We start from the raw sequence: 14,670 nt of genomic DNA, 5'->3' as shown, positions 1-14,670 counted from the left end.
TAAAAAATAAAACTCAGGGGTATACTTAGATTGGAATCAATCTAGTAAGGGAGGAAAAACATATGCTATTGGCAATGGACGTATTATCGCTAGCTCGTTTTCAGTTCGCGATGACGACCGTTTTCCATTTCTTCTTTGTGCCGTTTTCAATTGGTATGGGGCTTGTTACCGCCATTATGGAAACGATGTATGTGCGCAAAAAGAATGAAACATATAAGAAGATGGCCAAGTTCTGGGGCAAGATCTTCTTACTCAGCTTTGCGGTTGGGGTCGTTACAGGTATTATTCAAGAATTTCAGTTTGGCATGAACTGGTCTAATTATTCACGGTTTATGGGTGACATCTTTGGGGTGCCACTGGCGATTGAAGCGTTACTGGCATTCTTCATGGAATCGACTTTCATCGGTTTGTGGATGTTCACGTGGGATCGTTTCAAACCGGCTGTTCACGCTATCTTTATTTGGATGACATGGCTAGGCACCACGCTGTCAGCCATTTGGATTCTGTCGGCGAATGCCTTCATGCAGCATCCAACCGGTTTTGCGATTAATCAAGCAACGGGTCGGGTTAAACTAGTCGACTTTGGTGCCGTGATCACGAATCCGCAACTGTGGGTTGAATTTCCGCATGTTATTTTCGGTGCCTTTACGACGGCTGGCTTTGCTGTAGCCGGCATGGCCGCATGGCGTTTGCTTAAAAAAGATCAAGTTGACTTTTACAAGAAGTCTCTTAGAGTTGGCTTGATTGTTGGCACCATCGCTTCTGCATGCGCAATCGGTTTTGGTGATTTGCAGACACAATTCATCATTAAAGATCAGCCGATGAAGTTTGCGGCAACTGAAGGAATTTATAAAGATACCAGTGATCCAGCACCATGGACGCTTGTCGAATTAATCAATACTAAAGATCATACGACCAGTGGCAATATTGAAGTGCCATATCTATTAAGTTTGCTGTCGTATCATAAAATGAACGGCGCAGTCAAAGGCATGGAGACAGCTAATAAGGAGCTTCAAGCTAAATATGGCAAAGACAGGGACTATTATGTGCCGGTTAAAACCTTGTTCTGGAGCTTCCGGGTCATGGCTGGCGGTGGCGTTCTTCTGTTCCTGCTCGGCGTTCTAGGTCTCTGGTTTAGCCGGAAGAAGAAAGATACCTTGCTTAATCAGCGTTGGCTATTGTATATTCTCGGCTTTGCGCTGTGGCTCCCATTCATCATTAATACGGCTGGTTGGTTTATCACTGAACTTGGTCGGTATCCATGGGTTGTCTACGGCCTGTATTCAATTGCCGATGCGGTTTCGCCGACAACGACAGCTGGACAGTTACTGTTCACTAACATTTGCTACTTCTTGATCTTCACCTTGCTCGGCGGTGTCATGATTTATTACTCACATCGCGTGCTTAAGAAGGGTCCTGAAGGCGATCTGAACACTGACTACGGGGTCAACAGTGATCCGTTTGCTAAGGAGGCGTTCGCAAAATGAGCTGGTTACAGATTTTGTGGTTCTTCTTATTGTTTGTCCTTTTCAGCGGCTTCTTCGTCCTTGAAGGCTTTGACTTCGGGGTTGGTATGTCAACCAAGCTATTGGCGCGTAACTCTGACGAAGAAGATCAACTCGTTGCCACAATCGGCCCACATTGGGATGGGAACGAAGTTTGGCTGATCACAGCTGGTGGCGCGATGTTTGCCTCTTATCCAATGTGGTATGCCAGCCTCTTCTCGGGGTTTTACATCATGTTCTTCCTTGTGTTGTTCGGTTTGATTGTTCGCGGCGTGTCGTTTGAATTTGCTGCACATGCCGAGACCAAAAGAGGTCGAAATATCTGGCGTTGGGCTTTGGCTTGCGGCAGTTTAATCCCACCGTTCATCTTAGGGATGATTTTTACCGCGATCATTCAACCGTTACCAATTACCAAGGCTGGTGATGTTTATCCTACTTTAGGTAATCAAATCAACCTTTTGACAATTGTCGGCGGAGTTGCGGTCACTTTGATGATGCTCATGCACGGTTTAAACTTTATTCGTCTGAAAACGACTGGCGACTTGCGCAAGCGTGCGCGTGACTGGAACAGCAAGTTGTACTACTTGTTGTATGCTGGTGAAGTTGTCTTCGCTGTCCTTCTATTCTTTATGACCGACTTCTTCAAAGAACGCCCAATCAGCACTTTGTTGATTTTGGTTGTGATTGTTGGCTCGACAGTTGCCGCTCATGTTGGCGTGCTTAAAGATAATGAAGTGTTGTCATTTGTTGGCAGTGCCCTAGGGCTTGTCGGGGTTGTCGGTGTGATTTTCAACGGCTTGTTCCCACGCGTTATGATTGGTCAAGATGCGGCTATGTCCATTTTGGCAAAAGACGCCAGTGCTAGCCCGTTGACGCTGACCATTATGACGATTGTCGCTGTGATTCTGCTGCCAATTGCCTTGGCATACTTCATCTGGAGCTATGTGGTCTTCCACAAGCGGATTCAAGCAAAAGGAGCGGTTAGTGAATGATCGATAAGACGCTCATGCGCCTTTCGGGAATGAAACGAATTATGACAATGCTTGCCGGGTTTGCGCTCGTGCAAGCTTTTGTTATTTTATTACAAGGAAAATTTCTTGCTGAAGGGATCGTTCATTCTTGGAACCGGCAAAGTTTAGCAGGCTTATGGCTTCCGTTAGGACTTTTTGCGACTGCCTTTGTGATTCGTCAGCTCATTGTTTGGGTGCGCAATCGCATCGGGGCACGATTTGCCATGACTAGTTCGGCCTGGCTACAAGCCCAATTGCTCAAGCACTTGTATGCGTTGGGGCCGGCTGCCGTTGCCAAGGAAGGAACCGGTAATTTGGTCACGATGGCGCTGGATGGCATTCCCGAAGCCGAAAATTATATTGAACTGATTTTGAACAAAATACTGAACATGAGTATTATTCCGTGGGTTTTAGTTGCCTATATTTGGTACGAAAACTGGCTAACTGGCTTCACCTTGCTGATCATGTTTCCAATTATCATTTTGTTCATGGTGATTCTTGGCTTGGCAGCACAGGATAAATCTGAAAGCCAATATGCTGGGTTTCAAAAGATGAGCAATCATTTCATTGACTCCTTGCGTGGTTTAAAAACTTTGCAGTTGATGGGGATTAGTCGGCAATACGCGAATAATGTGTACGATGTGTCGGAAGACTATCGAAAACAAACCATGGGCGTCTTGCGCATCGCGATGCTCTCAACGTTTGCGCTAGACTTCTTCACCACCTTGTCGATTGCAGTTGTTGCGGTTTTCCTCGGGATCAAATTGATGGATGGCGCGATCCCACTCTATCCAGCAATGGTTGCGCTGATCTTGGCACCGGAATATTTCATGCCGATTCGTGATTTTGGGACTGACTACCATGCCACCTTGAATGGCAAAAATGCGATGAAGGCGATTTGGCAAGTGATTGATCAGCCATTACCTACTGATACCAATGTGTTACCGGCTTTTTCAAGGTGGCAGGCTCAGGATACGGTAACCATTAACCACCTCGATTTCACCTATCCAAATGAACGCGCGGGCATTCAAGATGCTAATCTGCAGTTTACCGGCACGGAAAAAGTGGCGATTATCGGTGCTAGCGGGTCAGGTAAATCAACATTACTCAATTTGATTGGCGGTTTCTTGCAGCCGCAAAAAGCTGCCATGACGGTTCGAGGAACGAAGGTACCGCATATGACCCAAGCAGCTTGGCAAGATCATTTGAGTTATATCCCACAAGATCCGTATCTATTTGCGGATACGATCGCTGCCAATATCCGGTTTTATCGGCCGGATGCGTCAGATGAAGATGTGAAACAGGCAGCTGAGGCGGCGGGGTTGAGTCATTGGATCGAAACTTTGGCAGACGGCTATGCAACGAGAATCGGGGAAGGCGGTCGTGGTATTTCCGGCGGTCAGGCCCAGCGAATTGCGTTGGCGCGGACTTTGATTGATACGAATCGCTCGATTTGGTTGTTTGACGAACCAACTGCCCATTTGGATATTGAAACTGAAGCCGAGTTAAAAGAAACGCTTGTGCCGCTGTTCAAAAATCGGCTCGTGATTTTTGCGACCCATCGGCTACACTGGCTCAATCAAATGGATCGCGTGATTGTGGTTGATGGTGGCAAGATCATTGCTGAAGGGACCCCAAGTGAGCTGGCGGCACATTCTAAGCCGTATCAGGCCCTTGTGCACGAAATGCGAGGTGAATTCAATGCATTGGTTGAAAAATGAGCACTGGGTTCGCCCAGACTTGAAACGCTATCGCGGCTTACTCTTCTGGTCGTTAATTCTGGGGGTTATGACCTTTGTCTTTGCTGGTGCCTTGATGTTCACGTCAGGTTTTCTGATTGACAAAAGTGCCACGAAGCCATTGTTTGCAGCTATTTATGTCACGGTTGTCTTGACCCGCGCTTTTGGGATTGGGCGACCGGTGTTTCAATACATTGAACGGTTGACCAGTCACAACTGGGTGTTGCGCATTACTAGCCACATGCGGCGAAAATTGTACAAAGTGTTGGAAACTGATGCTGCCTTTGTGTCCGAACATCATCAAACCGGCGATATTCTAGGCTTGCTCGCCGATGACATTGGTCACATTCAGAATCTATACTTGCGGATGATTTTCCCAACTGTGGTCGGCGCTGGTCTAACGGTTATTGCCACTTTGTTGCTAGGTTGGTTCAACTGGGGCTTTGCACTATGGATTATGTTGTTGCTGTTGTTTCAAGTATTGATTCTGCCTTGGTGGGGACTGGTAGTTGAGCGTTTTCGAAAGGCAGAACAAAAGCAATTGAATCATGATGCCTATGTCTCATTGACGGATTCAGTGCTCGGTTTGTCCGATTGGGTCATTACTCATCGCGAAAAGGATTTTATGTCTCAAAGTCTGGCGGCGCCTAAAAAGTTGGCCGCATCGACGGTGAAGTCCAAGCGGTTTCAATGGCGCCGAGACTTTGTCGGCCAACTGCTGTTTGTCTTAATTGTCATTAGTATGTTGATCTGGACAAACCTTGAGTGGACCGGTAATCAAGCGAGTGCTAACTGGGTTGGGGCGTTTGTACTGGTTGTTTTCCCACTCGATCAAGCGTTTTCCGGCATCGCACAAGGGGTTGGCGAATGGCCGACATACCGCGATGCGATTCGTCATCTCAACGATTTGCAGCCGGTCACGCGACAATTACCGCAACAACAAGCAGTACCGACTCAGTTCAAAGAGATGACATTGCAGCATCTCAGTTTTCAATACACGCCAAAAGATCCTGAATTAATTACCGATATTGATCTAACCGTTCACAGCGGCGAGAAAATTGCGATTCTCGGACCCAGTGGCATGGGCAAAACCACGTTGTTGCAACTGGTACTTGGTGACCTAACGCCGACAACTGGCAACGTGTTGGTCGACGGTCAAGATGTCCTGACTTATCAGCAGCATCGCACCAATCTTTTTGCAGTGTTGGATCAAAGTCCGTTTTTATTCAACACGTCGATTGTCAACAATGTCCGCTTAGGCAATGAGCAGGCCAGCGATGCTGATGTTGCCGCTGCTCTTAAGGCAGTCAAGTTAGACCAGCTCGTAGCCCAATTGCCGAATGGTATTAACAGCAGTGTCGAGGAAGCAGGTTTCGGTTTTTCAGGTGGTGAACGGCAACGTTTGTCGCTAGCTCGAATTCTTTTACAGGATGCGCCGATTGTGCTGTTGGACGAACCGACAGTCGGCCTTGATCCAATTACGGAACAGGCTTTGCTGGAGACGATGTTCACAGTATTGCAAGGCAAAACCATTCTTTGGGTGACGCATCATTTGCAAGGCGTCAATCAAACTGATCGCGTCATTTTTCTTGAAGATGGCCGTTTGACGATGAATGATACCCCTAGTCACTTGGCTAAGCACGACGAGCGGTATCAGAACTTGTATGCTTTGGATGCGGGGCTACGGTGAAATTTTGATAAACCAAAAAGGGTGCTTCTCATGACGAGAGGCGCCCCCTTTTTGCGATGTTGAGTGGTTAATCAGGAGGTGATAATTTTAATGCCTGTGTAGATGTTGTAGACTACCATCCCAATGTCAACGACCATGGCAACAAGTAGCAAGATAAGTGAAACGGCGGATGTTGCGTTGATGCTGTTTGTGAAGAAACCGACACCGCCAATGATCATAAAGATAAAAATGCTCAATAGGGTGGGAATAATATGCAGCCAAAGTGCGTGTTTAGCTGTGTCCCGTGTGACGGAACCTTGTGGGGTGAAAATCCAAACGAGAATTGGAAAGAGAATGGGGGCAAAAATGACCGAGATATAAGACAACCCGCGTAAAACTTTGTGTTCATTCGTCATAATAGACATCTCCTTGTAAATGTGTTCGCTGGCGCAGGTTTCAAACTGCGCCAGCGCACCTTTTTTAATTAGCGATTTAATTTTGCTAAAGCTGCTTTAGGAACCTTTTCCTTTGGTACGGCTTCCCAACTAATCACTTGGTTTCGACGCGTGCTGTAATCGAGGCGGAGATAAGCTTGCATTTTCAAAGGCCGAGATTTGTGACCGTTGAAATCAACCTCTGTATCGTGGCCTTTTTCATCATAGGCCATCTGAGTATAGGCATAATCAATATCCCGCGCAGCACCGGTCTCATCATCGATAACATCAAACTTCTTGCCTGTCGTCGTAATCTGGGTGTAATAAGGGGTGCTTTGAGTATACCAAGCGTAAAACCCTGCACCACCAAGAAAGACGAGGCCAATGAAGATGCCAATACCAATCAAGATTTTTTTCATATTCATATCCCCTCCCAAACGGTGTATATGCAACTTATTGTATAAATTATAACAATAACATCATTCATTCGAACATTAAAATGACTCGATTACCTTATAAGGAAACCTTGTTAAACAAAAGGTCATGTGATGCGGATCAGAAGCAAGGTTTGCTATAATGATGACATTGATATAACGATTATAGAACGTGAAGGGTGAACGTATTTTGAATAGGGATGGGAAGAAAAAATTGAATCGCCAAAATCTCATGATTTTGATTGTCGATTTGGTACTCATTATCATTTTTATTGGTGGTTTTGGCTGGGGAATTGGGACGGTTAAACGTTACCAAGTTGAGCCGAACACGTCACGGACAGAGACCAACACTGACAGCTTATATTCAGAAAGTCGCTTCGAAAAAACGCTGAAAAAGTTCAAACGCTTGGATTTAATGGTTCGATTAGGCCCGGTTAAAGATGCTAAGACATTTAACTATACGCCAGACGAATTCAATGTTAAATATAGCAGTCAGCCGATAGTACCTGGTCTAAAGGCAACGAAAACACTCAATGCTGAAACCGGCGAAGTTGAAGTTTGTACAACCATGACCCCACAAGGCGTTACGGTGGCCGGTGATTACTTATTAACCACAGCATATGATCATGACGGTTTTCATAACTCAGTGATGTATATTCAGGATTTGAAAACCGGTAAGTTGCTTAACACAGTGGTATTGAATGGCCGTCCCCATGTTGGTGGGTTAACTTATGATGCCAAAAACGATAACATTTGGATCTGCGGACGCCGGAACAATGCGGCTGAAGTTTTTGCAATCAAGCTAAAAACAGCCTTGACTTACAATGTTGATAAGAAAGCCAAGGCTGTGGCTTATTCTCAACGCGCCCAACTTGGCAATATTAGCCGAGCTTCTTTTGTCACCTATTACGAAAATGCGTTGTTCGTCGGCTTCTTTAATCCAACCGGAAAAGGGAACATTCAACGTTATCCTTTAAATGATAAGGGGCAGGTTGTTGGGAAAAGCCTCACTTCCAGCATCTCGAATCAATTTGACGTGTTAACACAATCCGTTTTGCATCAAGACATTTTATCGAAAATCCAAGGGATGGCCTTTTATGGGGATTATACGATTCTGTCGCAATCTTATGGTGGTGGTAACTCGACGTTATATATCTTTAAAACCGATCCTAAGAAGACCATCTTCCGCGCTAGTGATGCGATTGACACGTTTGATATGCCTTCGCACTTAGAACAGATCAGCACGCATGATGGGCGGATGTACATGATGTTTGAATCGGCGGCGTATGCTTATCGGCATCGCAGTACCAATCAATTAGACCGGGTCCTGTCAATGAACTTGGAAGGCTTCGTTCAACTTGTGTTAAAGGAGGAGAAATAATTGGAAGCAACAAAATTAGCTAAACGCAAACAATGGCCAGTTCCTTTTAGTCAAACTGAACCGCATTTTACGTTCAATAACTGGCTGAAGTTCTTCTCGGTTGTTTTGTTTACCTATCTGCTCTTTTATACACGCAATCCGATTGGCGGATTTTTCAACATGTCCGGCACCACTTTTCTGAATGTTGCTAATGGCTGGACTCGAGCCGTTGTCGTGTTCGGCGGCGTTCTTTACTGTGCCATCATTTTTGCTGGCGCTGTATGGGCAGCCGGCTGGGATGGCTTGAGTCAGCTTTTTGCAAGTTTTCGTTGGCGGGACATCTGGTATGTTTTCGCTTATGGTATTTTGTACCTGATTGCGACCACACTTGGCGGGATTCTTGGCGACTTGGTGCCAATTCGGTTTGGCGTTGATTTTGTCAATACGCTGGAGGCCGCCCAGTTTGGTAACTTAGGTGCTTTTAGCCTCATTAGTTTCCGCGCCTTTTTCATGACGCTTGCAACGCAATTAACGGCGGTGATGATTTTCCTAGCTAGTCAACAGTTATTTAGTCGATTGGCGATTAAACATCGGCGTTGGGCATTGTTTTTAACTTATCTCTTGGCGCTGGCCGTAACGGCTGTTGTGACAACTACACCGCTTGCACCGCATGTCTTTGTCAATATTGCCAGCGGGTTGGTCGCACAGCTGCCACTATACTGGGTCTATCGACGTTCGCGTAACATTTTGGTGGTGACGCTGAGTGCATTTATTTTGATGCACGTCATGATAGGGCTGGCAGTGATGTTAGGGTAGTGATGTTATCGGCTGGTGATGACGGTTTTTTATATGGACAGGAAAATTGATGGTTTAGATTTGTCAAAAATATGAGAAGCCCAAATAAATGTTGAAATAACTAACAAACTGCAAAGAGGGTGGCAATCAATAAATGTCTTTTAAAGAAAGACGGTTCAAAAACATCAAAAATATAACTTTTATTGTGAAAGAAAGGACAAACTTTCCATGAATTTTCCATATAAAAAGTAGCTTGATTTAAGACATTCTGTATCAATAATATTCAAACAATCATTGAAGTGAAAAGTGATATATCAATTAAAAACCAGTGATGTCTACCTTCATTTGTGATAGAATTCATTATATATGAAATCGCTTACACAACGAGGAGGAAGAACGACATGAAAAAACTAATAGTGCTCAGTGCCACACTTTTGGTCAGCATGGGGTTGGCCGCATGTAGTAGTGGATCGAGCTCTAGTTCGAGCAAGAGCAGCAGCACGACTAGCCAGACGAGCAATGCTAAGGTGAAGATTAATACCGGCGCCGATGCGAGTGCCAAGGTGCCGGCAGCCGGCACCTTAATGATGCGTCAGCTTTATGCTGCACCGCACGGCAAGCAATCCTTTGCCGCTGTAAATGTGACGCTGAATGGCGACACGATTGTTTCTGCTAAGATTGATGAGTTCCAGTATGTCAAAAAGAGTTCCGATTGGACTGGTGTCCCGAATTCAAACAAGGACTTTAGCAAGAGTTATCCTAAAGGCCAGTTTTTGATTGCCAAGGCGGAAAATAGCAAGCCGTACTCTGCATTGATGAAGAAAGAGGCCAAGGCGACCCATACTTGGGAGGAAAACGAAACAGCCATCACGAATTTTGTAAAAGGTAAAAAGATTGAAGATTTGAAGGCGGATGTTGCCAAGGTTAAAGATACTAAGAAGGTTAGCGATGTAGTTTCTGGTGCAACTTTTGCTGACACGGCTGGTTACTTACAGGCTATCTATGACGCCGCAACAACCGGGATGGTAGCTGAAGGAATTCAGACAACAGACAACACGATCACGGAAGGGCAAGTGCTTGCTGCGCCGCATGGTACCCAATCATTTGGAATCGTGACGGTCGCCATGCAAGGGGATAAGATCGCGAATGTCTTCTTGGATGAATTCCAGTATATGCCAAGTAAAGATTTTGGCGGTGTGCCTAATTCCAATGCCGATTTTGGCAAGGGAATCAAATCTGGCACCGTGTTAGCTTCCAAGCGGGCCAATTCCGAGGCTTATTCAGCAATTATGAAGTCAAAAGGCAAGGCGACCCAGACTTGGCAAGAAAACTCAAATGCGATTGACGAATTTGCTAAAGGAAAGACGATTGCTGAACTGGAAACAGCTGTTAGTGACTTGAAGGGCAAAAAGAAAGTCAGCGATGTCGTTTCTGGTGCAACGTTTACTGATACGTCGGGTTATTTGACCGCGATTATCAGTGCCGCAAAAGCCGCTAAGTAAGTTAGGTTGATGAAGATAACATCAAAAAGGCTACGAGTCCTATGAGATTCGTAGCTTTTTTGCTTTTCATTTGCCGGAAAAATAGCAACACCTGTGCATACGATGCATGTTGATGACGTGTAAAATAGACGGCGACAAGGGGGGATTCGAGTGCGCTGGTTGAAAAAGTATGTTCGACCGTTTGATTATGTGATTGTCATCGTCTTATTTGTGGCATGCTTTCTTCCGGTTGGCATTTTTTCGTTGACGGAAGCGAACGTGAATACAAATCAAAAAGTGGCTGTGATTTCGATCAATGGTCATGTTAAACGGCGTATTCAACTCACTACTCATACGCGTCATCAGCAGTTCACGTTGTATCCGGCAAAGGGCCAATACAACATCATTGAAGTGCAAGGGGCGCGCATTCGGGATAAGGAAGACAATTCACCTGATCAAATCGCTGTTCATACAGGATGGATCAGTCAGGTCGGTCAGCAAAGTACTTGTCTGCCGCATAAACTGCTGATTGAGATCAAGCCAGCACAAGCAGGTACGGGAACGAGCGGTGACACTGGTGGCTTGGTTCACCCATAATGAGAGTCCCGGGCCGTCACTAGCCTGTTGTCAGCTGGTGACGGTCTTTTATGTGATGAAGGTTGTCGAAAAATGTTTGCAAGACGATTGAGTTCTCGTGGTAAACTAAAAAAACAATTTAAATTTTTAAAGATTATTGCCGTATTTGCGGATGAAAGTCGACATGTGTCGAGGCAAGGAAGAAAGAGGCAGATCATTGTTAGGATTACTAAAGTATGGCCGTGACCAGCGTTGGGCCGGGGTGATTGAAACTGTTTTTGACTGGTTGCCAACACTGTTGCCAATCATGATAGCGTTGAACTTTGCGGCAAAGCGACCGGGGAATGCCCTGGTCATCACAGTTATCTTGGTGTTGATTTGGCTGGGTTATGTGATTGGCTATGAGCGTCATCATCGTCATGCATGGGCTATGAGTGCTAAGCGTGAGTTGCGAGATCACTATTTCGAGGCGCTGTATCAGCGTAACAATGCAGGGGATGCAACGGCTGCAGATAATGCGGTGATTCAGCGCGATCTTGGCGGCTTGAATAATTTAGATATGTTTTATAGCACCTTATTTCCAACCTTAATCCAAGCAGGTCTTACCTTTTTGCTGTTGATTGGCTTGTCGGTTTGGTATGGTTCATGGCTGGCTTTTTTGCCACTTGCCTGCGTTTTTTTAATCGGCTTTGCGATGATGTTTTTGGGGAAAAAGATGTCAGCGCAAAACAAGGCGCATCTTGCCGGTTTTCTGCGGATGGGTGGTCGCTTTATGAATGATTTGAGCGGTATGAACACACTGGTGATGTACAATGCAGCGGATCGGTATGCTAAAAAGTTCGCCGATGATAGTGAGTATTTTCGGCAGGCAACCATGAATTTGCTGCGCACGCAATTGCAAGTATTGTTTGTTATCAATGGTTTTGTTTATTTGACAGTGTTTGCTGGCGGATTTGTGACGGCTCTGCAACTTGCTGCGGGTCAACTGCCTGCTGCCGGGGCATTTGCCACTTGGTTTGCATTGGCCATGATGATGGTGAATGCCCGTCAACTTGGCTACTTTTTCCATGTGGTTAAGTCGAACGGTCCGGCACTAGCCGGTATTTTGGCAACCATTGCGAAGTCTAAGACGACACCTGCAACAGTCAAAATCACGGATAATCGACCGCTGAAGCAGTTGGTTTTGCAAGATGTTGCTATCGGTTACGAAGCGGACGCACCGCTTGTATCCGACATTAATGCGACCCTTGTTCCGGGTAAGTTATATGGGTTAGCAGGCGAAAATGGTACAGGAAAAAGTACGTTGACACAGGCATTGTTGGGGCAACTGACACCATTATCCGGGACGATTATGGCTGACAACACGCCCGTCACTGCGTTGAGCAACGCACAACGCGCGGCGGTGTTTGGGTATGTGGCTGCCAATGACTATATTTTTTCCGGCACTATCAAGGAAAATCTGCTTTTAGGCAATCAATTTGGTGATCAGTGGCAGCAACATCTTGACGAATTGGGATTGATGCACTTTGTGACTGATTTGCAAGATGGCTATGCCACTGAAGTTGGAGAAGGTGGGCGGTTGCTGTCGCCGGGACAACGGCAGCAGTTGGCCTTTGCGCGCATGTTACTGGCAGACAAAACGGTGTATTTGCTCGATGAAATGACATCAAGTATTGATGCTGCGAATGCTGCCATTATTTTAGCGGCGATCAAGCGACTGAGCCGTCAGAAAATTGTGCTGTTTATTTCCCATGATCTGTCAGCGATGGCCGAAGCTGACGTTGTTTGGTTTATTCACGATCATCAGTTAATCAGCGCGGATCATGCACAGCTTTACCGCGATCAGCCAGCGTATCGTCACTTAGTTGATAATCCCGAGGCAATGTTGAAAGAAGGTCAGCCATCATGATCAGAAGTTTACTGCGTTACACCCACCACTTAACGGGGGCTATTATCATCAGTTTTCTGATTGGCTTGGTGGCCGAATTAACAAAAGTCGTCGTTTTAGTTTTGGCTGCGATGATGTTGTTCGATCCCCAGAATGCCTCACACCTTTTAATCCCCGGCATCATCTCGGTGGTGATTGTTGGTCTGGGTAGTTTTGGTGAACAATATGCTGGCCATTTTGTGGCGTTTCACGTCTTGGCCGAATTGCGCGGTGCGGTTTATCGAAAATTGGTGCAGTTGGCGCCTGCTAAACTTGATAGCCAAGGCAGCGGCAAGTTGCTTAAACTGATTGGCAGTGACATTGAGGCAATGGAAATTTTCTACGCACATACGATTGTTCCGGTTGCGATTGGCCTTATTTATGGTGTCTTGATGGTTGCCGTTTATAGCAGCTTAAATGATCCGGCGGCGGCCGTTGTGTTGGTGAGCTATGCGGCTGTCGGGCTGTTAATTCCGTATTATCGGCACGAGCAGATGACGGCGAAGGCTCAGGCTGCGGATCGTCAAAAAGCGGTTAATCAGCAGTACCTGCTTGAATCCGTTCGCGGCATGGCGGTTTTGCGTCAGTTAGAGGTTGCTGATGCGCGCATGAAAACAGGCAATGAGGGATTTGATCATGAGGCGACCGCCTTTCAACAATCCCAGTTTGGTCAATTATTGAAAAATATGAGTGCTACGTTGGTGATGCTGGTAGCGTGGCTATTCATTGTGTGGTTGAGCGGTTGGACTCAGCCGCAGCCATTGCAACAAGCTTTATTGGCCGTGTTTCCGCTCACGTTCGGACCGTTATTAGCTTTAACCAATTTGCCAGCCTCGCTATTGAATGGTTTTGCGGCTGCTCGCAATTTATTGAATCTTTTGCAAGAGGCGCCAGCAACATCAGCGGCGATTGACGCTACCCAAACACTGAATCAAATCGCGACCATTCAAGTTGATCACGTCACCTTTAAGTATCCTAGCCGTGACGAGACCGTTTTGCGGCAAGTGTCGTTGTCCTTGCATGCCGGCGAAATTGTCGGTTTTGTCGGCGCCAGTGGGTCTGGAAAAAGTACATTGGCCAAATTGATCATGGGTTGGTATCCGCTCACCCAAGGCCGAATTTTAATTGATGGCATTGACCTGACCAAAATTGATCCAGCATCACTGCGCGCGCAGGTGAATTATCTGCCACAAACGCCAGTCTTTTTCTCTGAGTCGGTCCGTGACAATCTCACGTTGCACGATTCGACGATCACAGATGCGCAAATCTGGACCGTGCTTGATCAAGTCAAGCTGACGTCGCGGTTGCGTCAGGCCGAAAAGGGGCTTGATGAAAATGTCGTATCAGGACAATTACAATTTTCTAGTGGGGAACAACAACGGCTGGAATTGGCCAGAGCCTTGTTACATCCAAGCAGCGTTTTGGTGCTGGATGAACCAACGAGCAATCTTGATACTGAAAACGAACGATTAATTTTGGACGCTATCAAGGCTTACTATCACGGCATCGTGATCATGATTTCGCATCGTGCAGAGTCGGCGGCTTATGCTGATCGGCTGTACCGATTTGCGGATCATCGGGTTTCAGCTGCCAGCACCGAGCCTAAATAACAGGCATAAAGATCCCACCTGAATGTCGATATTTTCGGCGGCTGAGTCGTTCACGTTGTCAATTTTTAAAATCATTGTTACGCTATTTTGAGAATACGACAAAGTGAAGATTCGAATACCTTTGGGGGAG

The 14,670-nt window shown here is 46.1% G+C and carries 12 protein-coding genes; 10 read left to right on the top strand and 2 right to left on the bottom strand.

Translation table 11 applies throughout. The features are described from left to right. The first annotated feature begins 62 nt into the window (after positions 1–62). The 4 genes from LBPC_RS11035 to cydC are packed head-to-tail and all read left to right on the top strand — an operon-like array spanning position 63 to position 5,944. Positions 63–1,487, top strand: coding sequence for a cytochrome ubiquinol oxidase subunit I (locus tag LBPC_RS11035; protein WP_003571231.1), 1,425 nt, complete (start codon positions 63–65; stop codon positions 1,485–1,487). Then, entirely contained in the window at positions 1,484–2,497 is a 1,014-nt protein-coding gene (gene cydB / locus LBPC_RS11030) for a cytochrome d ubiquinol oxidase subunit II (protein ID WP_003571229.1), read from the top strand. Before LBPC_RS11035 ends, cydB begins: the two co-directional genes overlap by 4 nt. Beyond that, positions 2,494–4,236 (top strand): thiol reductant ABC exporter subunit CydD, encoded by a 1,743-nt coding sequence (cydD, locus tag LBPC_RS11025; RefSeq protein ID WP_003571227.1) that lies wholly within the window; start codon positions 2,494–2,496, stop codon positions 4,234–4,236. The genes cydB and cydD overlap by 4 nt, the downstream gene beginning before the upstream one ends. Then, entirely contained in the window at positions 4,217–5,944 is a 1,728-nt protein-coding gene (cydC, locus tag LBPC_RS11020; protein WP_003661903.1) for a thiol reductant ABC exporter subunit CydC, read from the top strand. The genes cydD and cydC overlap by 20 nt, the downstream gene beginning before the upstream one ends. 71 nt (positions 5,945–6,015) lie before the next feature. Here cydC and LBPC_RS11015 read toward each other — a convergent pair whose 3' ends face one another. Continuing rightward, complete coding sequence (locus LBPC_RS11015; RefSeq protein WP_003566944.1) at positions 6,016–6,339, bottom strand: magnetosome magnetite crystal formation protein family; 324 nt, start codon at positions 6,337–6,339, stop codon at positions 6,016–6,018. Positions 6,340–6,407: 68 nt separating this feature from the next. Then, positions 6,408–6,782, bottom strand: a complete 375-nt coding sequence (locus LBPC_RS11010) for a YxeA family protein (RefSeq protein ID WP_003661905.1) — start codon at positions 6,780–6,782, stop codon at positions 6,408–6,410. Between the two features lie 223 nt (positions 6,783–7,005). Between LBPC_RS11010 and LBPC_RS11005 the strand changes: the two genes are divergently transcribed. The 6 genes from LBPC_RS11005 to LBPC_RS10980 all read left to right on the top strand — a co-directional run bounded on the left by LBPC_RS11005 (position 7,006) and on the right by LBPC_RS10980 (position 14,540). After that, positions 7,006–8,172 (top strand): YncE family protein, encoded by a 1,167-nt coding sequence (locus LBPC_RS11005; protein ID WP_003607271.1) that lies wholly within the window; start codon positions 7,006–7,008, stop codon positions 8,170–8,172. Then, positions 8,173–8,967 (top strand): hypothetical protein, encoded by a 795-nt coding sequence (locus LBPC_RS11000; protein ID WP_003580491.1) that lies wholly within the window; start codon positions 8,173–8,175, stop codon positions 8,965–8,967. A 380-nt stretch (positions 8,968–9,347) separates the two neighbouring features. Next, entirely contained in the window at positions 9,348–10,448 is a 1,101-nt protein-coding gene (locus LBPC_RS10995) for a hypothetical protein (RefSeq protein WP_016365588.1), read from the top strand. Between the two features lie 150 nt (positions 10,449–10,598). Then, a complete protein-coding gene (locus tag LBPC_RS10990; protein ID WP_003661909.1) occupies positions 10,599–11,024 on the top strand; it encodes a NusG domain II-containing protein in 426 nt (141 codons plus the stop codon). 196 nt (positions 11,025–11,220) lie between these two features. Next, positions 11,221–12,912, top strand: coding sequence for an ABC transporter ATP-binding protein/permease (locus LBPC_RS10985; RefSeq protein ID WP_011674813.1), 1,692 nt, complete (start codon positions 11,221–11,223; stop codon positions 12,910–12,912). Beyond that, positions 12,909–14,540 carry an amino acid ABC transporter ATP-binding/permease protein gene (locus LBPC_RS10980; RefSeq protein ID WP_003661912.1) on the top strand — a complete coding sequence of 544 codons (1,632 nt, stop codon included), beginning with the start codon at positions 12,909–12,911 and terminating at the stop codon, positions 14,538–14,540. Before LBPC_RS10985 ends, LBPC_RS10980 begins: the two co-directional genes overlap by 4 nt. The last annotated feature ends 130 nt before the right edge of the window (positions 14,541–14,670 follow it).

Source organism: Lacticaseibacillus paracasei subsp. paracasei (assembly GCF_000829035.1).
Classification (GTDB): domain Bacteria; phylum Bacillota; class Bacilli; order Lactobacillales; family Lactobacillaceae; genus Lacticaseibacillus; species Lacticaseibacillus paracasei.
Note: the sequence above shows the minus strand (reverse complement) of the source record. Positions and strands in the feature narration are given on the sequence as shown.

What these genes read in the sequence shown, in the direction of transcription:
- cydB (WP_003571229.1), top strand. Translation starts at nt 1,484, where the DNA reads ATGAGCTGGTTACAGATTTTGTGGTTCTTCTTATTGTTTGTCCTTTTC.
- LBPC_RS11035 (WP_003571231.1), top strand. Translation starts at nt 63, where the DNA reads ATGCTATTGGCAATGGACGTATTATCGCTAGCTCGTTTTCAGTTCGCG.
- cydD (WP_003571227.1), top strand. Translation starts at nt 2,494, where the DNA reads ATGATCGATAAGACGCTCATGCGCCTTTCGGGAATGAAACGAATTATG.
- LBPC_RS10980 (WP_003661912.1), top strand. Translation starts at nt 12,909, where the DNA reads ATGATCAGAAGTTTACTGCGTTACACCCACCACTTAACGGGGGCTATT.
- LBPC_RS10995 (WP_016365588.1), top strand. Translation starts at nt 9,348, where the DNA reads ATGAAAAAACTAATAGTGCTCAGTGCCACACTTTTGGTCAGCATGGGG.
- cydC (WP_003661903.1), top strand. Translation starts at nt 4,217, where the DNA reads ATGCATTGGTTGAAAAATGAGCACTGGGTTCGCCCAGACTTGAAACGC.
- LBPC_RS11015 (WP_003566944.1), bottom strand. Translation starts at nt 6,339, where the DNA reads ATGACGAATGAACACAAAGTTTTACGCGGGTTGTCTTATATCTCGGTC.
- LBPC_RS11010 (WP_003661905.1), bottom strand. Translation starts at nt 6,782, where the DNA reads ATGAATATGAAAAAAATCTTGATTGGTATTGGCATCTTCATTGGCCTC.